The sequence below is a fragment of the Pseudarthrobacter oxydans genome, from assembly GCF_030812335.1.
Classification (GTDB): Bacteria; Actinomycetota; Actinomycetes; order Actinomycetales; family Micrococcaceae; genus Arthrobacter; species Arthrobacter oxydans_B.
Genome location: NZ_JAUSSN010000013.1, coordinates 130,711 through 150,055, shown reverse-complemented (window position 1 = coordinate 150,055; position 19,345 = coordinate 130,711). Strand labels below are relative to the sequence as shown.

Genomic DNA, 19,345 nt, shown 5'->3' with positions numbered 1-19,345 from the left:
GCCCCGGTGCCGCTGATTGCAGCCAGCTCCGTAACGGACGCCGCGACAGCCGCCAGTGCCGCCCTGCTCTCCGCACTCCACACCGTGCTTTCCATACCCGCGGATTATCGGGTGGCTACGACAATTTTTGATCGCCCGGACCCAGCGGATGCTTCACTGGAATGTACGGCAACGGCAACGCTGCGGGCCCGCAGATTTGAACGGCAGTTCCGGACGATGGGCGCCTTCATGTTCGGGCGGGTCACCCATGTGCTGATGGCCGGATACTGGCCCACTGCCGACCAGGATCCGTCCATCTCGGCGGAACTCGCAGAGTTCGCCGGGATCTGGCGCGAGATGCTCACGTTCAATTTTGGCCTCCACTTGAGGCGCCGACCGCTCCTGAACGCGGACCAGCCTGGGCAAGGTTATAGGTCCACCAGCCGCAGCGGCCGTTCCCCCAGCTGCACCAGAATCTCCTGCCCCCATGACGCGGTGAGCCGGTCGTACTCCATGCCGTCGCCGAACACCACGAGCTGGTCGGATGCAACGGTGACGCGCAGTGCTTCGCCCGCGGCCAGCATCCCCTCGGTCAAGGAGGCCCCCGTGATGGGGGAGGGCCAGGCCTCACGGACGAACCACGCGAGCCGGGGATCCGTTGGTGCCGGCAATGCGCGTCCTCCGCGCTCCAGGGCGATGGAGGCGCACCAGCCCGTGGCGCCGGTGCCCGTGGAGACGATCAGGCCTGAGGAAGAGTGGCGTTCGGCCCGGCCGTCCGGGGTGGTGAGTTGGTAGCGGGCCGACTGGTGTGAGGCGTGCCCGATGAATACCTCGTTGAGCCCCGAGAGTTCCTGCCCGTCGTCGAGCCGTGCTGTCACTGTGGCGAGTTCCCGGCAGCGCAGCCGTACCACCGGGCCGGCGAGGCCGGCCTCCCGGAGCAGCTTTGCCGCCGCGTCGGGCGTGTGCCGGACCAGGACGCCCGGATTCGCCGCCGGTTCCGGATCGACCCCGATGACGGGCTGGCCGTTGAGATACTTCGCGGCGTTGGCCACGAGCCCGTCCTGACCCACCACCGCGATGATGTCCTCCGGGGTGAGCAGGAAGCGGCTCAGGTCGGCGCGCTCCACCTCGGCGTGACGCCACTCGCCCGGAACCGCGGCGCGGACGGTCGCCAGGGCCGCGGTGAGTCTGTCATGGCGCTCCTGCACCTCCTGGAGCGTGCGGCCGCGGGTCCGGAGGAAGAATTCGGCCTGGCCGCGTGTGGCGTGCCGGTCCAGGAGTTCCTGGAGCTCGGTGCGCCGGTGGACGATGACGAGACGGGGGTTTGCCATGACCGGATGCTACTTCCCGACCCGGACGGCTGTCGCAGCCCTGGCGCCGGCCGCAGCAGATGGAGCCGTGCTGGCCGCTGGCTCCCTGAACAGCCCGGCGAGTGCCCCGCTGAGCAGGTCCGGGGTGATCGTGAGGTTCCCGATGTTGGGCAGTGATGCGGCGGCGTCGCGCAGGGCCAGTGCCAGCAAGGTGGCCTGTTCCATGTCCCGGTAAACGTCCATGGTGGCGGCCTCGCGTGCCGCGTCCGCCTCGCCGACGAGTCGGATCTGGTTCGCTTCGGCGGAGGCGTTGATGCCCTGGCGTTCGGCGGAGGCCTGGGCCTCGATGAGTCCCGCGGCGGCTTTTTCCTCGGCCTGACGCCGAGCGTTGGCGCCTTCCTGGGTGACCAGGTGTTCGCGGCGGGTGGCCAGTTCGATCTGGCTCGCCATTTCGTTTTCCGAGATGGTCCGTTCGCGTTCGACGGCGACGGCCCGGCGCTCGTACACGGCCCGGTCCGCTTCGGCCTGGAGCTGTTCCCGGACAGGCGTTTGCAGTGCCCGCTCGACGTCGGCCTCCGGCCGGACCGCCAGGACCTGCACCGCAAGGATCTCGATGCCGGTGGACTGGAGCCGGGCGTCCGCACGGAGGGCTTCGGTGAGAACGCTGCGGAGCTGGCTGACTCCGCGTTCCAGCGCCTCGGCGAGCGTCGTGGTGGCGATCTGGTCGATGGCGTGGCTCTGGCACAGTTGGCCGATGATGGTGGCCACCTGCTCCTTGCCGGTTGCCTGGGCCGAGCCGGCCGGCTGGAGGCCGAAGTCGAGCCGGGTGGAGACGGACACCGGGTCGATGAAGCGGTAGGTCACGTTGGCCTGGACGCTCACATCCTGGTGGTCACGGGTGATGGCGTGGAAGAGAGTGGGCAGTTCTTGGTCATCCACAGGAACCTCGCTGAGCACGGAGTTCGCCGGCCGGAACCAGAAGGCATGGCCCACACCCTGGTGCCTGACCTGGCCCTTCTGCAGGTGGACGACGTGGCCGGTGGGGCTGCCCAGGAAGTGGCTGATCCAGGGGTAGCGCTTGATGCTGGCCATGGGATTCTCCTAATCCGTTCGATATTTTCGTCAACTTGACGATAACTGAACTTTAGGATGCACCTCGGCTTATTGTCAAGGTGACGATAAGTCCTTACTATGGGTTCATGCCTGAATCCCACCCGGCGCCTGCCTGCTTCCCGGTGACGGTCGACGTCGTAGCCCTCACCGTGGTCGACGACGTCCTGAACGTCCTGCTGGTCACCCGCCTCATCGAGCCCTTCCGTGGCAGGCTCGCACTGCCGGGCGGTTTCGTGCTGCCCGGTGAGGACCTGGTGACGGCGGCGATCCGGGAACTGGCGGAAGAAACCGGCGTCGAGCAGGTCCCTGGCCACTTGGAACAGCTGGGGAGCTACGGGCCGAGGGGGCGGGACCCTCGCGGGGATGTGCTCACCGTGGCCCACCTGCTGCTCGCACCCAACTTTCCCGTCCTGTCCGCCGGGAGCGACGCCGAGCACGCCGCCTGGTACCCGGTCGGCCAGGTCTTGGATGGGGAATTGGAGCTCGCCTTTGACCACGGGCGGATGCTCGCGGACGCGGTGGAGCGGGCAAAATCGAAGCTCGAATACTCGCCGCTGGGGGCGGCCTTTTGCGGCGACGAGTTCACCGTCGCCCAGCTCCGGACTGTGTATGAGGCCGTCTGGGGCACACGCCTGGACCCCCGGAATTTCCACCGCAAGGCCACGGGAACGCCTGGTTTTCTGGAAGACACAGGACGGATGACGACGGGTGAGACGGGCCGCCCGGCGGCGCTTTTCCGGCTGGCCGCCGCCGCCCGTCCGGCCGCTGGTCAGCCGATCAGGGCGGTGCTCAACCCGCCGCTCATGCGGCCCCGTGACTGACGCCAGGGACTGCGCGGGAGTTCAGTTGATTGCCTCAATGCCAAGCCGTTTGAGTTCCAAAAGGTGATTCCGCATGTTCTGCAGCACCTCGGGGGAGTGCGGCTGCCAATCCAGGATCTCGTCAACGACCCGCAGCGGCGCCTGCGTGCGGTAGGACCTCGTCGGGTTGCCCGGGAACTTCTTGTCCGTCAGATTGGGGTCATCCTCAAACGGGCCCGTGGGTTCCACACGGTAGATCCTGCCTGGTCCCTCGCCGACGCCGAGTTCCGCTCCCCAGGTGGCCGCATCCAGCGTCGCAGTCAGGTAAACGTAGTTCGCGCTCCTTCGTTCCCCGAAATTCGAGTTGTGACCGGGTTCCAGCAGGTCGCCGGGCTTAAGGTCAGCCTTCGTGCCGTGGTAGAAAGGGCCGGAGTCTTGGGCCCCGGACGACGGCGGTTGGTTCTCCATGCATGCCCTCCTCAAAGTTGCGCTCCCACAGTAGCCCGCTGACCAGTTCCGCTCCCAGAGACCAAGGTCCCATGCGTCTGATGGCGCGTACGAACAGGGGCGCTCACCTGCCTAAGGGCCCTGTGCCGGGGTGGCGGTGAGATCTAGAGTCGGGCCATGAAGACACGACGGCGGTCGGTGGCCGGAGACCGTTGGAGCAGTCCTGCCTCGGTGTGGTGGGACGCCCGCCGGGCCCACCGGCAGGGCCTCGAGGAGATCCGGCACCGGCAGACGGCCCGCCTGGTTGAATTGGTCGCCTACGCCCGGCAGCACTCTGCCTTCTACCGGGACCGGTACCAGGGGCTGCCCGAGCACATCGACGACGTCACGTCCCTGCCTGTGACAAACAAGCGCGAACTGATGGCCCACTTCGACGAGGTGGCCACGGATCCGGCAGTGACCCTGGCAGGGGTCCAGGAGTTCGTGGCGGACCCGGCCCGGATTGGGGGCCGATTCGCCGGGAAGTACCTGGTGGCCACCACCGCCGGCACCACCGGAAGCCGGGGCATCTTCGTGCTCGACGACCGGTACTGGGCGGTGACCTCCGGGCTGATGGGCATCCTGGCCGCAAAGTGGCTGTCCTGGCGGGACGTGCTGCGGCTGGTGCGCCGCGGGGCGCGGTTCGCCGAGGTGGTTGCCACCGGAGGGCACTTCCTGTCCGTGGCCGCCAGCACCCGGGAGCGACGGGAGAAGCCACGGCGTCATCGCAGCCTTGGCGTGTTCTCGGTCCACACGCCCCTGCCCCGGCTGGTGGCCCAGCTCAACGGCTTCGGCCCGGCCCTGCTCGGGGGCTACGCCAGCGTGTTGCGCCTGCTGGCCACCGAGCAGCAGGCCGGCCGGCTGCAGGTGCACCCGGTGCTGGTGCTGAGCACGGCCGAGGGGTTGCCGCCCGACGAGCGGGACCGTTTGGAGCGGGCCTTCGGGGCTGTCGTGCGGGAGGTCTACGGATGCACCGAGTCCGGCTACTCCGCCTACGGCTGTGCCCTGGGCTGGCTGCATCTGCTCGAGGACTGGGTGATCGTCGAACCGGTCGACGCCGACCACCGCCCCGTGCCGCCGGGCACCGTCTCGTCCACGGTACTGATCACGAACCTGGCCAATCGCGTCCAGCCGATCATTCGTTACGACGTCGGCGACCGGATCCTGGTCAGGCCCGATCCGTGTCCGTGCGGGGACCCGGCACCGGCGATCCGGGTGCAGGGGCGGGCCTCGGACGTGCTCACCTTCCCCGCCGCCGACGGCAGCGGCGTGGTAACGGTCCCGCCCCTGGCGCTGGGGACCGTCGTCGACCGGACCCCGGGGGTGGAGCTGTTTCAGATCGTCCAGACCGGCCCCACCGGACTGTCCGTGCGGTTGCTCCCGGACACGGGTGCGGACCCCGAACGGGTCCGGGCCGGCGCGCGGGAAGGAATCGCCGCCGTGCTCACTGAGCTGGGGCTGGCCCACGTCACCGTGGAATCTGCCCCGGAGCCCCCGGAGCAGACCACTGGCGGCAAGTACCGCACCGTTATCCCGCTGCCGACAAGGGCGCCGTCGTCATAACCGGTGAAAGCGCCGATGGCGACCGCGTCCTGAGGGACCGGCTGAGGCCGGCGGTCAGTTATCGGTGCGGGATGTGGAACCGGGCCGGAGATAGTCCCGCAGCAAGGGGAACTCCGTGCGGACGTGGGCATCCAGGTCCGCGGTGAACCTGGGCGTGAAGTACAGCCGCAACAGTGGGTCCAGCGCGCGGCCGATCCCTGGCCATCCGGCGGTGATCGTGTGGCGAACCGACACGCCGCCCGGCACCGCGGAGAGCTCCAGAGACAGGCGCGCCGGGAGAGGCACGAGCTTGCGGAAGCGCCACACGAGCCTGCGGCCCGGCTCGACCGCCTCCACCACTCCGCGCAGGCGCAGCCGGCGCCGGCCGATGAACTCGTCCATGACCACGACGTCACCCACCCCGCCGGTGGCCCGCCCCAGCACGTGGAGCTGCAGGTGGGTGCCCGGCCACCACTTCCGGTACTGCTCATCGGTGCAGGACACCATGAAGTCGGTGACATCATGGCCCGTCAACCCCGCGACGTCGACCCTCGATTCGATCACCAGCATCGGTGCCCCCCGGGTGTTGTGCGGCCTTGGCTCACCGCGCCGGCCTCTGAGTTTGATTTTGCTTCCGGAGGGCACATTTTTCCACCGAAAACTGGAGGTTTTCAGGGGGCCGCGGTGCCCATGAAAATTGAGGGACTTTGGCCCTAGTCTTCCTCCGGGGCAAGGCGTTAACTTGTGGGGCTGGGGCGAGCACCATGACCTCTGGCAGCGCGCCATGATCACCCCGAACCGCACATCGAAAAGGAAGGCGGCATCGTCAGATGCACATTAAGGACCATTGGGACCGTCTGGACCCTGCCACGCGGAAGTGGTTTATCGATAACCCCGGATGCCAGATCCTTCCCAGGACCATCACCGCAGTTGTCTCCAAGGCGGCGGGCGAGGATCTCGCCAGTGGGCAGCACGGCGAGACGGTCATATCCCAGGAGGATCATGACTTCATCCGTTCAAAGGCGGCCGAGGTCTCGAACGCCTGAACCACCTCGTCGTAACGGTCACACGAAAGGCGCACCTCTCTGACAGAGATGCGCCTTTTGTCGTAGCGGTCACACGAAAGGCGCACCTCTCTGACAGAGATGCGCCTTTCGTGTCAGATGCCTGCCGTCTGGCGGCCCGCCATGACCCGGGACAGGAACTGCTCCACGACCACGGCGAACTCGTCGGGCCGTTCGATCTGGGGCATGTGCCCCGTGTTCGAGAAGACGTGCGACTTGGCGCGGGGCAACGCCGCGGTCGCCGCCCTCAGCTGGCTGTGCGGGAGGACGTGGTCGTGGTCGCCCCAGACCACGAGCGTCGGAATGTCCGACCGCGCCAGGGCCTCGACGAGGGCCGTCCGCCAGTCGGTCCTGATGCCCGCGATCGTTCCGAGATCGCGGGCAATGTCAAGGGTTGTCTGGCGGTGGGCCGCCCGTTGTGACAGGGCGAATGCATGGTCGACGCGGGCACCGGTCGCCAGCTCCTTGTCGTAGAAGAGCGACCGGACCGTGCGGCGCGAGGCTGCCTCGTCGGGACGCATTAGCAGCGCAGCGAGCGGCCTGACAGTGAGCAGGCGCAGGACCAGGGCAACCTGCTGGCCGAATCCGGCGCTGTTGGCCAGCACCAGGGCTGAGACCCGATCGGGATGGTCGGCAGCGAGCTTCATGGCGACGGCACCTCCGAGGGAATTGCCGATGACCGGAAGCGGCTCGTGCACCCCGAGGGCGTCGAGGACGGCGGGCAGGGCGTCAGCAAGCTTCGCCAGAGTCGCCGTCCCGGAGAGCCGGTCGGAGTACGCGAAGCCGGGCAGGTCAACGCTGTAGACGGTGTGGCGTGCCGAGAGTCGCTGGTGTTGCTCGTTCCAGTCATCGAGGCTCTGACCAATGCCGTGCAGGAGCAGCACGGGGTCCCCGGTGCCGGTTTTCCGGTAGCGCAAACGCGTGCCTCCGACGTCGAGGTGTGCTGTTCCAGGAAGGTCGAGAGGGCCCTGGCATGCCTCCGGGGTTTCCAGCCCGGGCGCAATCACCGGCTGCCCGCGCCAGCCGAAACGAACGTGTTCCGTCAGTCTGCCGGCCTTGAGAAGGGCGAAATCGCGAACATAGTTCTGGTGCAGTCGCCAGGGCGATCCGGTGCCCTGCCGGGGCAGGTGGTCGGCGTCGCGAAGGATGTAGCCCGCCTTCAGGTCGATCAGGGACGTCAGCTCAGCGTCCGCGACGCCGGCGGGAGCCTTTGGCGTGACCCAGTGCAGGTTTTGCCGGTCGAGGTGCTTCAGCAGCCTGCAGATATAGCCGGCGACCAGATCCGCTTTCAGCGTCCACGACGCGTTGGTGTAGCCCACAGTGAGCGCAAAATTGGGAACGCCGTCGAGCATCATGCCCTTGTAGGTCAGGGTCCTGCCTACGTCCACCGGCTCGCCGTCGACCCTGAGACTCATTCCGCCGATCACGAGCAGGTTCAGTCCAGTCGCCGTGACGATCACGTCGGCCGGGATCGATCTCCCCGAGACCAGATCAAGTCCGCTCGGGGTGATCCGCGAGATCTGGTCGGTCACGATGTCGGCAGTGCCCGCGCTGATGGCATGGTAGAGGTCGCCGTTGGGGATCGCGCAGAGCCGCTGGTCCCAGGGCTGATACGACGGGGCCAGGTGCGTGTCGACCGCAAAGCCCTCCGGCAGCTTGGCGATGGCCGCCTTGCGGAGGATCGCCTTCATCGTTTCCGGCCGCCGCCGGCTGAGCTGGTAGGTCAGCATCGAAAATAGAATGTTCTTGGCCCGTACGACGGCGTAAGCCAGTTGCGCGGGCACTCTGCCCCGAAGCAGGTCGGCCAGGTGATCCCGGGACGGCACGGGGGCGATATAGGTGGGGGAGCGCTGCAGCATGGTGACCTTGGCAGCCAAGCCCGCCATCGACGGCACGAGTGTCACTGCGGTTGCCCCGCTGCCGATGATCACCACTTGCTTGCCTTCGTAATCGAGATCAGCAGGCCAGTGTTGCGGGTGGACGATCGATCCCGCAAACGTCTCGGACCCCTCGATGACCGGGGTGAACCCTTCGTCATACCGGTAATAGCCCGAGCAGACTGACAGGAACGAGCAGGTGAACGTGACCGACCGGCCGGCGGGCGACGCCGGATCGTCCCGTCGATATTCGCCGCCGGACGTGAGGGCTGCCGTGACGGTCCACAGTGCGGTTTCGCTTGACCACTCAGCCGATTTGACCCGGTGATGCAGCCGGATCCGCGGTTCGAGTTCCTCGTCCGCGACCGTCGCCTCGATGTATTCGCGAATCGAATCGCCGTCGGCAATGGCCTTGGCGCTGGCCCAGGGCCGGAAGGAGTAGCCGAGCGTGTACATGTCGCTATCGGAGCGGATGCCCGGGTACCTGAAAAGATCCCATGTGCCGCCCACTGCACCGCGGGACTCAAGGATCGTGAAGGTCTTCCCAGGTGCTTCGCGCTTCAGCCGGCTGGCGAAACCGATGCCGCTCAGCCCGGCTCCGACTATCAACACATCAACGTGTTCGCTCATGAGGCAAAGTTACCAAGTAACAACATCCGGGCGCAGAACATCGGCGAGGTGACGGGCACCGACGACCCGATCCGACGGCGTTCCGGCGGCCGCCGCCCTGCTGCTGCAGGGCGGACCTGGAGGACTCGGCGGGTCAGGGCTTCGTCATGGACTCGGGTGGAGGCGGAAACGCCTCGGTGGGATAGAGACCGGCGACCTCGAGCATGTAGTTCGCCCACTGCGGGCCGGCGAGCATGTAACCGTCAATGTTCTTGTAGAACTTGCCGTTGATGGTGACGTTCTGGCCGGGCCGCTTCTGGCCTTCCAGCGCGTCTCCGAAGAAGGACGCCGTGGCCAGGCCGCTGGTGTAGCCGGCCACCCAGGTCGCGCCGTTGTTGTTGGACGTGCCGGTCTTGGCCGCGACCGCGAAACGGGTGTGGACCTTGGGTTCGATGTACACGCCGGACCCTAGTTTCAGCACATCCTGGAGCACGGCGTTCACGCCCCGGGCAACCTCGGGCTTAACCGCGCTGCGGCAGTCGCTGAGCTGGGCCGGAAGCTCCCGTCCCGCCGCATCGGTCACGCCCGCGATGGCGATCGGGGCGCAATACCTGCCGTCAGCGGCGAACGTGGCAAAGGCGTTGGCCAGGTGGAGCGGGGCAACCCCAATGGCACCCAGCAGGTTGCCCAGCTGATGCATGTTCACCGGGGCGTTATCCACGCCGCTGTGAAGTCCCACGGCATCCACCATTCTCTGAATGCCGCAGAAGTCCAGCTCGGCGGCCTCCGCGAAGGTGGCCGTATTGATGGAGTTGTACAGAGCGTAATTGACGGGCATTTTGCGGTAGTAGCCCTCGTCGTTGTTCTGCAGGTCGTCTGCGGCGCCGAGAGCCTTTTCAGCCGTGTTGTAAGCCCCGAGGACCTTTCCACAGCTGGACTTCCACGGGAAGTCCAGCGGATAAGTCCGCCTGGAGGCATCCACCTCGGCGACCATGGACTTGCCTTCATTGAGCCATTCAGCGAAGGTGAACGGTTTCATCGTGGACCCGGGTTGGAACCCGCCGGCGCCGTTCAAGTCATTCCCGTCGGCGTCCTTTGCATCGACGTTGAAGTTCAGCTGGGTGTCGAATTTCCCGGGAGCGGGCAGAAACACGGTGTTTTGCGCCATCGCGAGGATCCTGCCGGTGCCGGGACCGATCGAGACCAAAGACGCGCCCCACTTGTCCGGGTTGGCCCCGGCAGTGGCGTCAACCTGCGCCTGCGCGGCAGCCTGGAGCCTGCTGTCCAGCGTCGTGGTGATGGTCAGGCCGCCGCGGTACAGCTTCCTCTCGCGAGCCGCGGCGTCGACGCCGTACACCGGGTTGTTGAGGATCAGGTGGGAGACGTAGTCGCAGAAGTACGGCGCCATGTCAGCAGCCGAGCACCCCTGCTTTGCAGGTGTGATCTTCAGCTCGACACCGCTGGCGACAGCGGCGTCATGATCAGCCTGGAGGATTTTCCTGTCGCTGAGCATTTTGTCCAGGACCTGGTTGCGCCGCTTGATGGCGTTGTCCGGGTTGACGGCGGGATCGTAGAAGCTGGGGCTGTTGACCAGGCCGGCGAGCAGGGCAGCCTGCGGCAGGGTGAGTTCCTTTGCGGACGTGCTGAAGAAATGCCGGGCTGCGGCCTCAATGCCGTACGCGTCCCGGTTAAAGAACACGATATTGAGATAGCCCTCAAGGATCTGGTCTTTGGTGAACTTCTTTTCCAGCTCGAGGGCGAGCTTCATCTCCCGCACCTTGTCGCCGATGCTCTTCTGCCCGCTGAGGATGACCTGATCGGTCCTCTCCGCCGACACCAGGGACTCATTGATCACGTTCGTTACGTACTGCTGGGTCAGTGTGGATGCGCCCTGTCTGTCGCCGCTGGTCAGGTTAGTCGTGAGCGCCCGGAGAATCCCCTGCGGGTCGACGCCGGCATGCTCGTAGAAGCGGCTGTCCTCGATGGCAACAATCGCGTCCCTGATGTACGGGGACATCTCGTCCAGCCCGACCTTCACGCGGTTCTCCGCGAAAAAGGTGGCGATGGTCTTCCCGTCAGCGGTCAGGACCTTCGTTGACTGCGACGGCGGAACAACCGCCAGCTCCGCGGGAAGGTTGTTGAAGAAGATGATTGACCTGCTGACGGCAACGCCGGCAGCAGCGACGCCGGGGACCGCCAGGCTGGCAACGAGAACACCGCAAACGGCGCTCACTGTCAGGAATCCGAGGACCCTCCAAAGGGCCGCGGCCAGACGAGATCGATTCCGCTTCTTCGGCGCCATGTTTTGTCCAGCTGTCGAGCTCAAGATATGCGTCCAGAATAGTCCGGTATGCCGCCGGGGGACCAGTGCCGGAAGTCCTCAGGGGCCAAGGACTCTTCCCGCCTCCAGCCCCGTGCTGATAGACCGGACCTCTCTTCGGAATTACTTCGAACGTCCCGGCGCATCCTCGCATTCTTTCGGCGACACCCGCGCCCTGAGGGGGAGACACGATGACACACCGCGCGACGAATTGGGCTCCCCAGTCTGGAGCTGCTGTCGGCGCTGCTGCCGCTGCAGCCGCTGTTGTCACCGCCTACCTGGCAGTGGTGCGGCCGCGCCTGCTGCGCGCCGGCGCCACCGCAGCGGAAGCAAACGGGCCCTACCCGGGGGACGGGCTTATCCCGGACGGGACCCGCAGCGGAACCATGGCCGTGACCATTGACGCGCCCCGCTCGCGCGTGTGGGCCTGGCTGGCGCAGATGGGGACCGACCGGGCGGGGTGGTACAGCTGGGACCGACTGGACAACTTCGGGCACGCCAGCGCCTGGACGATTCACCCCGAGTGGCAGGAGATTTTTGTTGGCGACCATCTGGCGGGCACACCGGACGGCAGCCAGTGGTGGGAGGTCGCGGCGCTGGAACCGGAGAAGTTCCTGGGTCTGCGCATGTCGCTTGATCTGCGGGGCCGCCCGTTCGATCCGGCGGGACAGCGTCCCCGATACTTCACCGACTCGCTGTGGGGGTTCGAGCTGAAGGACGCGGCCGGCGGGCGCACGCGGCTCGTCGTCAGCGGGTACTGGTCGTTCCGGCCGAAATGGCTGCAGCCCCTCCTGAGTGTCTTGTTGCTGGAGCCCTCCCACTGGGTCATGCAGACCCGTCAGTTCACGAATCTCAAACGCCGGGCAGCGTCAGAAAGGGCCTGAGCTTCAGGCGCTGCTTTCCCGCACGCAGAGGGTCGGTTCCAGCCTGACCGGCTCGGGAATTTCGCCGTCCAATAGCCGCTTTAGGAGTTGCACCGCAGTCCGCCCGATGTCCAGCATGGGCGAGCGAACCGAGGACAGCGGAATGGGAAGTTCCGCGGCCAGCGAAGTGTCATTGAAACCAACCACCGCCACGTCGTCGCCGACAGTGAGGCCGTGGGACCGCAGTGCTCCCATGGCGCCGATCGCCGCAAAGTCGTTAACGGCGAACAGTGCCGTCGGGGCGGGGTGGCAGTGGGTCAGGATATTTTCGGCCGCTTCCCGTCCGCCGGCGGTATCGAACCGAGACCAGACGACGGAGTTCTGGGGGATTTTGCCGCCCAGCGAACGCCAACGGTCCACGAAGCCCGCCGTACGGTCAACGGCCGTGCTGGCGTAGGGCTCACCGGCGATGACAGCTACGTTCCGATGCCCCTTGCTCCACAGGTGGTCGGCGACAAGTGTGCCGCCAAGGACGTCGTCGCACGTGGCGGACGGGTAGCCCGAGACACGGCGGTTCACGAGGACGAAAGGCACCTTCCGGTCCGTCAACTCCCGCAGCAGGTCACCGTCCAGGTGCGCGTCACCGATGATCAGTCCGTCCACGCGACGGGCCAGCATGGTGTCAGTCTTCCGTCGTTGTTCCTGGGGGTCGTCGCGGGAGTTCATGACGAAGGTCGAATAGCCCAGCGCCGCCGCGGCCTCATCCATGCCCTCGTACATGGTTGCCAGGACAAGGTCCGAAAGCCGGGGCACGATCACTCCCATGAGGCGCGTGCGCCGAGTCCGCAGGCCGGCGGCCTGCGGGTCAGGGGAGTACCCCCGTTTCCGTGCCAGATCCCGCACACGTTCGGCCGTCGCCACGGAGGCTGCCCCTCGCGCCACGGCGGAGTCCGAGTGAAGGATCCTGGACACGGTCGACGGGTGGATGCCAAGCTCGTCCGCCAGATCCCTCAACGTGACAGTCGTGTTCCCGGCCATGGTTCCTTCCAATCGCTTACCTGCCTCAGCTAAAAGAGATGTCGCCACTAAGCCTGCCCAATATCAGGCCGATCTCTGGTTCGGAAGACCCTTGACGTGCCACACATCACATCCTATAGTCAATTTACCGCTTACCCAATCGATTGGGTAGGCGTGGTTTGGGACCGACCCAAGGGTGAAGTGTTTACACCCTCGAAATACCCGCAGGCATACGCGGGAAACATCGCAAGGATAATTTTTATCCCACAACCCAATCGATTGGGTAAGCGTCTGACAGAAGATGCAGGACAAATGGAGCGGAAATGACTCTCACAGAATTGGCTGGCCCCCATGTGGTGCTCCTGGCGACCGGAGGAACAATATCCTCCCGTGCGTCGGAGGCCGGGGGAGCCGCCGTGGCGTCGGACTCGGGAGAGCAGGTGTTCGCCAGCATGGGGGTGCAAGCCTCGTATCCGGTCCGGGTGGGTGACGTCTTCCGCAAGGGCTCGTACCTGCTGACGGTCGATGACATGATCGCGATCTGCGCCAGCATCAGGCAATCCCTGGCCGACCCGCAGGTTCTGGGGGTCGTGGTCACCCACGGTACGGACACGATGGAGGAGACCGCCTATCTTGTTGATCTCACCCACGATGATCCTCGTCCGGTGGTGTTCACCGGGGCGCAGGAGGCGGCCGACTCCCCGACGCCGGACGGTCCCGGCAATCTCTCTCGCGCGATCGCCGTTGCCGGTTCCCCGCACGCCCGGGGAAAGGGCGTGCTGCTGGCGTTTGCCGGGACCATCTTCCCGGCTGCTGGAGTTCGGAAGAGCCACACAACCCGGCTCGATGCGTTCGCCGACCCGGATTTCGGAACAGCCGGGTCAGTATCCGGCTCCGGCGAGGTCAACATACATGCAGCACAGCGCGGCCTTGCCCCGTTACCGTTACCAGGCGTCGGCGCCGGCTCACCGCGTGTGGACCTTATAGCTGTTTATCCCGGAGCGGATTCCACGCTCCTGCAGGCTTCCCTTCACGCCGGGGCGGCAGGGGTTGTGCTCCAAGGAACCGGAACGGGCAACGCCAACCGCGTGCTGTGCCGGGACGTCGCCGACGCCATCGCGGCCGGGGTCGTGGTGGTGACGAGCACACGGGTGGAAGCCGGCGCAGTCGTTCCCCGATACGGCGACGGCGGCGGTGCCGACCTCCGCGCGGCCGGCGCCATACCCTCGGGTCTGCTCAGACCATCCCAGTCGCTGGTCCTTCTCAGCCTGCTACTCAGGCTTGATACCCCCGCGGCCGGCATTGCGGAAACCTTCGCCCGCCGGGGCACTCTCCCGGACTAGTTTCACCTCTAACCAAAACCGCACCAACAAAACCTCAACAAAAACGCAATGAAAGGTGGATCCCATGACCAAGGACATCCAAGTCGCATTCGGCGTGGACGTGGACGCCGTGGCCGGAATGCTCGGCTCCTACGGGGGCGAGGATTCCCCGTGCGATATCTCACGTGGCCTGTTCAGCGGCGAGGTCGGCGGCCCGCGTCTCATCCGTCTCTTCGAGAAGTACGGCCTGCCCGCCACATGGTTCGTGCCCGGCCACTCGATCGAGACCTTCCCGGACCTGACCCGGATGATCGTGGACGCGGGGCACGAAATCGGAGTGCACGGATACTCGCACGAAAACCCCATCGCCATGACCCGCGAGCAGGAGACGGCCATCCTGGACCGGTCGATCGAACTCATCGAAAAGGTCTCCGGCCGTCGCCCCACCGGCTACGTCGCTCCCTGGTGGGAGTTTTCCCCGGTCACCAACGAGATCCTCCTCGAACGCGGGATCAAGTACGACCACTCCCTGATGCACCGCGATTTCGAGCCCTACTACGTGCGCGTCGGTGACAGCTGGAAGAAGATCGACTACACCAAGGCCGCCGAGACCTGGATGGAGCCGCTTGTCCGGGGCAAGGAAACCGACCTCGTCGAAATCCCCGCCAACTGGTACCTGGACGACCTTCCTCCCATGATGTTCATCAAGGCGGCCCCGAACTCCCACGGCTTCGTCAGCCCCCGGGACATCGAACAAATGTGGCGCGACCAGTTCGACTGGGTATACCGCGAAATGGACCAGGCGGCCTTCACCATGACGATCCACCCGGATGTCTCGGGCCGCCCCCAGGTCCTGCTCATGCTCGAACGCCTCATCGAACACATCAACTCCCACGAGGGCGTCAGCTGGCTCACCTTCGACCAGATCGCGGACTCCTTCCTCGCACGCAGCCCCCGAAAGGAAAACCAGTAATGACCACCCAGCAGCCCGCCGTCGACCTGACGCAACCCGCCCCCAACGAGAAGCGCCGCTTCCCGACATTCTCCAAGCACCACACAACCACCGCCACCGTGCTGGCCCTGTGTGCCTGGACCGTCGCCGTGTTCGACTTCGGACTTTTCGGCACCCTCCTGCCGGCCATGCAGGAAGAGTTCGGTTGGACCGAATCCGAAGCCTATGCGATCAATACCTGGATCGCCGTCGGCACCGCGATCGTCTGCTTCGGCATCGGCCCGGTCATTGACCGGCTCGGCCGCCGCAAGGGCATGATGACCACCGTCGGCGGAACGGCCATCGTCTCCGCTCTGACGGCCCTGATCCCGACCGGAATCCCGTTCCTCAGCAACGGCCTGCTCGTGCTGGTGCGTTCCTTCGGCGGGCTCGGATTCTCCGAGCAGGCCGTCAATGCTACCTACATGAACGAGGTTTATCAGGTCACCGAAGTCGCCGATAAGCGCAAGCGCCCCGGCTTCCACTACTCCTTCATCCAGGGCGGCTGGCCGCTGGGCTTCCTGCTCGCCAGTGCCCTCGCCCTCGTCTTCCTTCCGTCCCTTGGCTGGCGGGCCCTCTATCTCATGGCAACCGTTCCGGCCGTGATCATCGTGTGGGTCATTGCCAAGAAGCTCAAGGAGACGCCGCAGTTCGAGCTGCACCACAAGCTGACCGAACTTGAGAAGAGCGGCAAGACCGAAGAAGCCCACTCCCTGGCCCGCGCCTTCGGCGTCGAACACTCTTCCGCTGCCCCGCTCAAGCGCATCTGGGAGCCGCACCTGCGCCGGAACACGATCGTCTTCTCACTGGCCTGGATCTTCAACTTCTTCGGCATCCTGATCTTCAGCATTCTCGGCAGCTCCGTCCTGAAAAACGCCAAGGGTGTGGAACTCACCGATGCCTTCTGGATGCTGATCGTCATCAACATGCTGGCCTACTTCGGCTACGTCTTCCACGGATGGCTCGGGGACAAGATCGGCCGGAAGCGGACCATCATCGGCGGCTGGATTCTCTCCGGCATTTCGTTCACCATCATGCTCAGCCCCATCGCCACCAGCCCCTTCATGATCATCGCAACCTACGGTGCCGGACTGTTCTTCCTGGTCGGACCCTACGCCGCGATCCAGTACTTCATGGCCGAGTGCTACCCGGTCAGCTGCCGTGCCACCGGCACCGCCTTCATCGGCGCAATGAGCCAGCCCGGCACCATTCTCGGCGGGTTCCTGTTCACGCTGGCGGCCGCCAGCGCAGGAACCGGTGCTGCAGCCCTGTGGGTCGGCGCCGCCGGAACGCTGTTCTCCGGCCTCCTGATGATCGCCGCGAAGCCCCCGGTCGAGGCCCTGCTCGAGGACCACCCGCACGAGGTGGAAGCATGACACCGGAAACGAGGGTGGCCGTGATCACCGGGGCGGCCAGCGGCATTGGACGGTCCGTCGCCGTCCATTACGCCCACCGGGGCGTGCATTCGGTGATCGGCACCTTTCCCGGTGACCCGCACGACCCGGAGGAAACCCTCCGCCTGGTGACGGACGCAGGCGGCCAGGGAGTCGTCCATGAAGTGGATGTCCGCAGCACACCGTCCGTGGATGCGTTCGCCGAACGCGCCCTGGCGGAGTACGGCCGTTTGGACTACGCGGTGGCCAACGCAGGAATTCTGCGCAACTCGCCCCTGGGCGAGATGACGGATGAGCGCTGGGACGACATGCTCGACGTCGACCTTACCGGCGTACTGCGGACCCTGCGGGCGGGGTCCGCGCGGATGACCGGCGGCGGAGCGATGGTGGCCGTGTCCTCCATTGCCGGAGGAGTCTACGGGTGGGAGGAGCATGCCCATTACGCGGCCGCCAAGGCCGGCGTACTCGGGTTGATCCGCAGCGTAGCCGCCGAGCTGGGACCGCGCGGCATCCGCGCCAACGCCGTGATTCCCGGACTCATCGAGACGCCCCAGTCCCTGGACCCGGTCAACTCGCTGGGTCCTGAGGGGCTGCAACGCGCCGGGCTGGAAATCCCGTGGGGCCGGGTCGGACGGCCCGAGGAGGTCGCCAGCGTGATCGGCTTCCTGACCTCCGAGGACGCCTCTTACATCACCGGCCAGTCCCTGATAGTCGACGGCGGCCTCACCATCAAGATGCGCGCCTGATGGCCATGGAAGGACAAGAATGAACAACCCAGAAGCCCCGCGTGCCGCAGAGGGCCGGGGCGTAGTGGTCACAGGCGGAGCCAGCGGCATCGGCAGGGCCATCGCCGAAGCCTTCACCGCCAACGGCGACAGAGTGGCTGTCCTGGACCGGTCGGGTGTGGCGGGAACCATCGCCGTCGACGTCTCAGACGAGGCGAGTGTGAGGGGCGCCTTCGCCGCCGCACGCGCCCAGCTCGGGAGCATCGATATTCTGGTGAACAGCGCGGGCCTGCTGACCGAATCACGCCTGGAAGACATGACCCTGGCCATGTGGAACGAGACGATTTCGGTTGACCTGACAGGTGTCTTCCTGTGCTGCCGGGAGGTGGTGGGGGAGATGCGGCAGCAGAAGTGGGGCCGCATCATCAACATCGCCTCCCAGCTGGCCATCAAAGGCGGAACCGGGCTCAGCCACTACAGTGCTGCCAAAGCCGGGGTCGTCGGACTGACCAAGGCTCTGGCCCTGGAAACCGCCGGCGACAACGTACTGGTCAACAGCATCGCCCCCGGCCCTATTGAGACGCCCCTGGTTGAAGGAATTTCCGAGGACTGGAAAACGGCGAAGCGTGCGGGACTGCCGCTGCTGCGCTTCGGCCTTCCGGCCGAAGTGGCGCCTACGGCGCTGCTTCTCGCCAGCGATCCGGGAGGCAACCTGTATGTCGGCCAGACGCTGGGGCCAAATTCCGGCGACGTCATGCCCTAGGAAGGGACACCTCACATGTGCGGCGCGTGCGGACGAAAAGTTGTGAGCGACCCCGTACTGGGGTCGAACCGAACGATGCGGCAGCACCTCATTGTCGCCCAAACGGTCAACGCCATCTGCCAAACCTGGCCCGGGGCCCCCAAGGTGGCCGCCACCAGCGACGGATGGCTGGTTTCGGGACCAACGGGGGCCACCGCGGCCATCGCGACGGTGGAGGCGGTGTGGTCCGCTGTTCTCCCCAGCAACCCGGGAATGCGGTCCTGGGATTTGAATGGCCTTGCGCACGAGCCCGGTGCTGCGGACAATCCTGGCGCCGCGGCGCACCACGGGGGTGCGGACGACGAATCGGTCCTGGCGGCAGCTGACTTGCCTCCGGAGGGCCTGCCTCGCCGGGTTTTGACTCTTGGCCACCAGATGGCGCGCGCTGCTGACACGGCGCTGGGATCGTAAACGCGAAGCACTCGAGGCAGCAACCTTGCTTGCTTCCGATGCGCCGGGGCGCTCCGCCGCCCGCATGGATCACTTGTTAATAGACGACGGTGCCGGTGGAATGCACAACGGTTCCGGTGCTTTGGGTTCGTCCGCTGACGTCGATCTGCAGCCGGCTGCTCTGCAGGGGCGCCTCCAGGGCGCTGGAGAGCTCCGGCAGGGTGGTTGTTTGGATGCGGTGGATGACGTCCCGGACGTCCGCCCTGTCATTGACCGTCACCTTCAGGGTCAGGTCGGGGGCCCTGGCGGTTCCCCGCAGCAGGGCCGCGGACGTGACGACACCGGGCAGGGTGTTGATCTGCTTTTCGACGGCGGCGGCGAGGACGGACGGGTCGCAGAGCGTGAACCCCTGGCTGCCGTCGTCGTGGAGGCGGTAGGCGCCTGCCCTGTTCTTTCTCGGGATCTGGGCGATGATCCACAGCAGCCCCAGGACCCCGATGATGACTCCGATGACCAGTACGGTGGCCGCCACCCACGGCTGCGCGAGGAATGCCTGCAAATCACCGGTGACGACGGACTGCCATGCGGGGGCGGTGCTGAGGAGAGTTTGCAGTGTCCCGTTCGTCTGCAGGAGCAGCGCGGTGCCCGCGGCCAGGCAAAGGATGCCGAGAATTGCCAGCCAAGTCCGGTTCAGGGTTCCTGCGTTCTGCCTCATCGGAAGCCATCCTTCAAGTAGTCGCG

General features: G+C 66.0%; 17 protein-coding genes. 9 read left to right on the top strand and 8 right to left on the bottom strand.

Annotated elements, in window-relative coordinates; genetic code table 11:
• Positions 1–407: 407 nt before the first annotated feature.
• Complete coding sequence (locus J2W14_RS19350) at positions 408–1,310, bottom strand: hypothetical protein (protein ID WP_307465546.1); 903 nt, start codon at positions 1,308–1,310, stop codon at positions 408–410.
• A gap of 9 nt (positions 1,311–1,319) precedes the next feature.
• Entirely contained in the window at positions 1,320–2,381 is a 1,062-nt protein-coding gene (locus tag J2W14_RS19345) for an SPFH domain-containing protein (protein ID WP_307465544.1), read from the bottom strand.
• Between the two features lie 107 nt (positions 2,382–2,488).
• Between J2W14_RS19345 and J2W14_RS19340 the strand changes: the two genes are divergently transcribed.
• Positions 2,489–3,223 (top strand): NUDIX hydrolase, encoded by a 735-nt coding sequence (locus J2W14_RS19340; protein WP_307465542.1) that lies wholly within the window; start codon positions 2,489–2,491, stop codon positions 3,221–3,223.
• Between the two features lie 21 nt (positions 3,224–3,244).
• Here the strand turns inward: J2W14_RS19340 and arr are convergent, their stop codons facing one another.
• Positions 3,245–3,670: an NAD(+)--rifampin ADP-ribosyltransferase gene (gene arr / locus J2W14_RS19335; RefSeq protein ID WP_307465540.1), complete on the bottom strand. Its 426-nt coding sequence runs from the start codon at positions 3,668–3,670 to the stop codon at positions 3,245–3,247.
• Between the two features lie 156 nt (positions 3,671–3,826).
• Between arr and J2W14_RS19330 the strand changes: the two genes are divergently transcribed.
• A complete protein-coding gene (locus J2W14_RS19330; protein WP_307465538.1) occupies positions 3,827–5,251 on the top strand; it encodes a phenylacetate--CoA ligase family protein in 1,425 nt (474 codons plus the stop codon).
• Positions 5,252–5,305: 54 nt separating this feature from the next.
• Here J2W14_RS19330 and J2W14_RS19325 read toward each other — a convergent pair whose 3' ends face one another.
• Positions 5,306–5,800, bottom strand: a complete 495-nt coding sequence (locus J2W14_RS19325) for a hypothetical protein (protein WP_307465536.1) — start codon at positions 5,798–5,800, stop codon at positions 5,306–5,308.
• Positions 5,801–6,060: 260 nt separating this feature from the next.
• Here J2W14_RS19325 and J2W14_RS19320 point away from each other — a divergent pair, with 260 nt between their 5' ends.
• Complete coding sequence (locus J2W14_RS19320) at positions 6,061–6,276, top strand: hypothetical protein (RefSeq protein WP_307465534.1); 216 nt, start codon at positions 6,061–6,063, stop codon at positions 6,274–6,276.
• Positions 6,277–6,389: 113 nt separating this feature from the next.
• On the opposite strand, the gene J2W14_RS19315 is transcribed toward J2W14_RS19320, so the two are convergent.
• Both J2W14_RS19315 and J2W14_RS19310 read right to left on the bottom strand, forming a co-directional pair.
• On the bottom strand, positions 6,390–8,801 hold the full coding sequence (locus J2W14_RS19315; RefSeq protein ID WP_307465532.1) for an alpha/beta fold hydrolase: 2,412 nt from the start codon (positions 8,799–8,801) through the stop codon (positions 6,390–6,392).
• Between the two features lie 133 nt (positions 8,802–8,934).
• Positions 8,935–11,082 carry a transglycosylase domain-containing protein gene (locus J2W14_RS19310; RefSeq protein WP_307465531.1) on the bottom strand — a complete coding sequence of 716 codons (2,148 nt, stop codon included), beginning with the start codon at positions 11,080–11,082 and terminating at the stop codon, positions 8,935–8,937.
• 209 nt (positions 11,083–11,291) lie between these two features.
• Here J2W14_RS19310 and J2W14_RS19305 point away from each other — a divergent pair, with 209 nt between their 5' ends.
• Positions 11,292–11,984, top strand: a complete 693-nt coding sequence (locus J2W14_RS19305; protein WP_307465528.1) for a hypothetical protein — start codon at positions 11,292–11,294, stop codon at positions 11,982–11,984.
• A gap of 3 nt (positions 11,985–11,987) precedes the next feature.
• Here the strand turns inward: J2W14_RS19305 and J2W14_RS19300 are convergent, their stop codons facing one another.
• A complete protein-coding gene (locus tag J2W14_RS19300; protein ID WP_307465526.1) occupies positions 11,988–13,001 on the bottom strand; it encodes a LacI family DNA-binding transcriptional regulator in 1,014 nt (337 codons plus the stop codon).
• A gap of 302 nt (positions 13,002–13,303) precedes the next feature.
• Between J2W14_RS19300 and J2W14_RS19295 the strand changes: the two genes are divergently transcribed.
• The 5 genes from J2W14_RS19295 to J2W14_RS19275 all read left to right on the top strand — a co-directional run bounded on the left by J2W14_RS19295 (position 13,304) and on the right by J2W14_RS19275 (position 18,175).
• A complete protein-coding gene (locus J2W14_RS19295; RefSeq protein ID WP_307465524.1) occupies positions 13,304–14,323 on the top strand; it encodes an asparaginase in 1,020 nt (339 codons plus the stop codon).
• Between the two features lie 64 nt (positions 14,324–14,387).
• Entirely contained in the window at positions 14,388–15,275 is an 888-nt protein-coding gene (locus J2W14_RS19290) for a polysaccharide deacetylase family protein (protein ID WP_307465522.1), read from the top strand.
• Positions 15,275–16,669, top strand: a complete 1,395-nt coding sequence (locus tag J2W14_RS19285) for an MFS transporter (protein WP_307465520.1) — start codon at positions 15,275–15,277, stop codon at positions 16,667–16,669. Before J2W14_RS19290 ends, J2W14_RS19285 begins: the two co-directional genes overlap by 1 nt.
• Positions 16,666–17,433, top strand: a complete 768-nt coding sequence (locus J2W14_RS19280; RefSeq protein ID WP_307465518.1) for an SDR family NAD(P)-dependent oxidoreductase — start codon at positions 16,666–16,668, stop codon at positions 17,431–17,433. Before J2W14_RS19285 ends, J2W14_RS19280 begins: the two co-directional genes overlap by 4 nt.
• A 19-nt stretch (positions 17,434–17,452) precedes the next feature.
• Complete coding sequence (locus tag J2W14_RS19275) at positions 17,453–18,175, top strand: SDR family NAD(P)-dependent oxidoreductase (protein ID WP_307465516.1); 723 nt, start codon at positions 17,453–17,455, stop codon at positions 18,173–18,175.
• A 526-nt stretch (positions 18,176–18,701) separates the two neighbouring features.
• On the opposite strand, the gene J2W14_RS19270 is transcribed toward J2W14_RS19275, so the two are convergent.
• Positions 18,702–19,319 (bottom strand): hypothetical protein, encoded by a 618-nt coding sequence (locus tag J2W14_RS19270; RefSeq protein ID WP_307465515.1) that lies wholly within the window; start codon positions 19,317–19,319, stop codon positions 18,702–18,704.
• Positions 19,320–19,345: the final 26 nt, after the last annotated feature.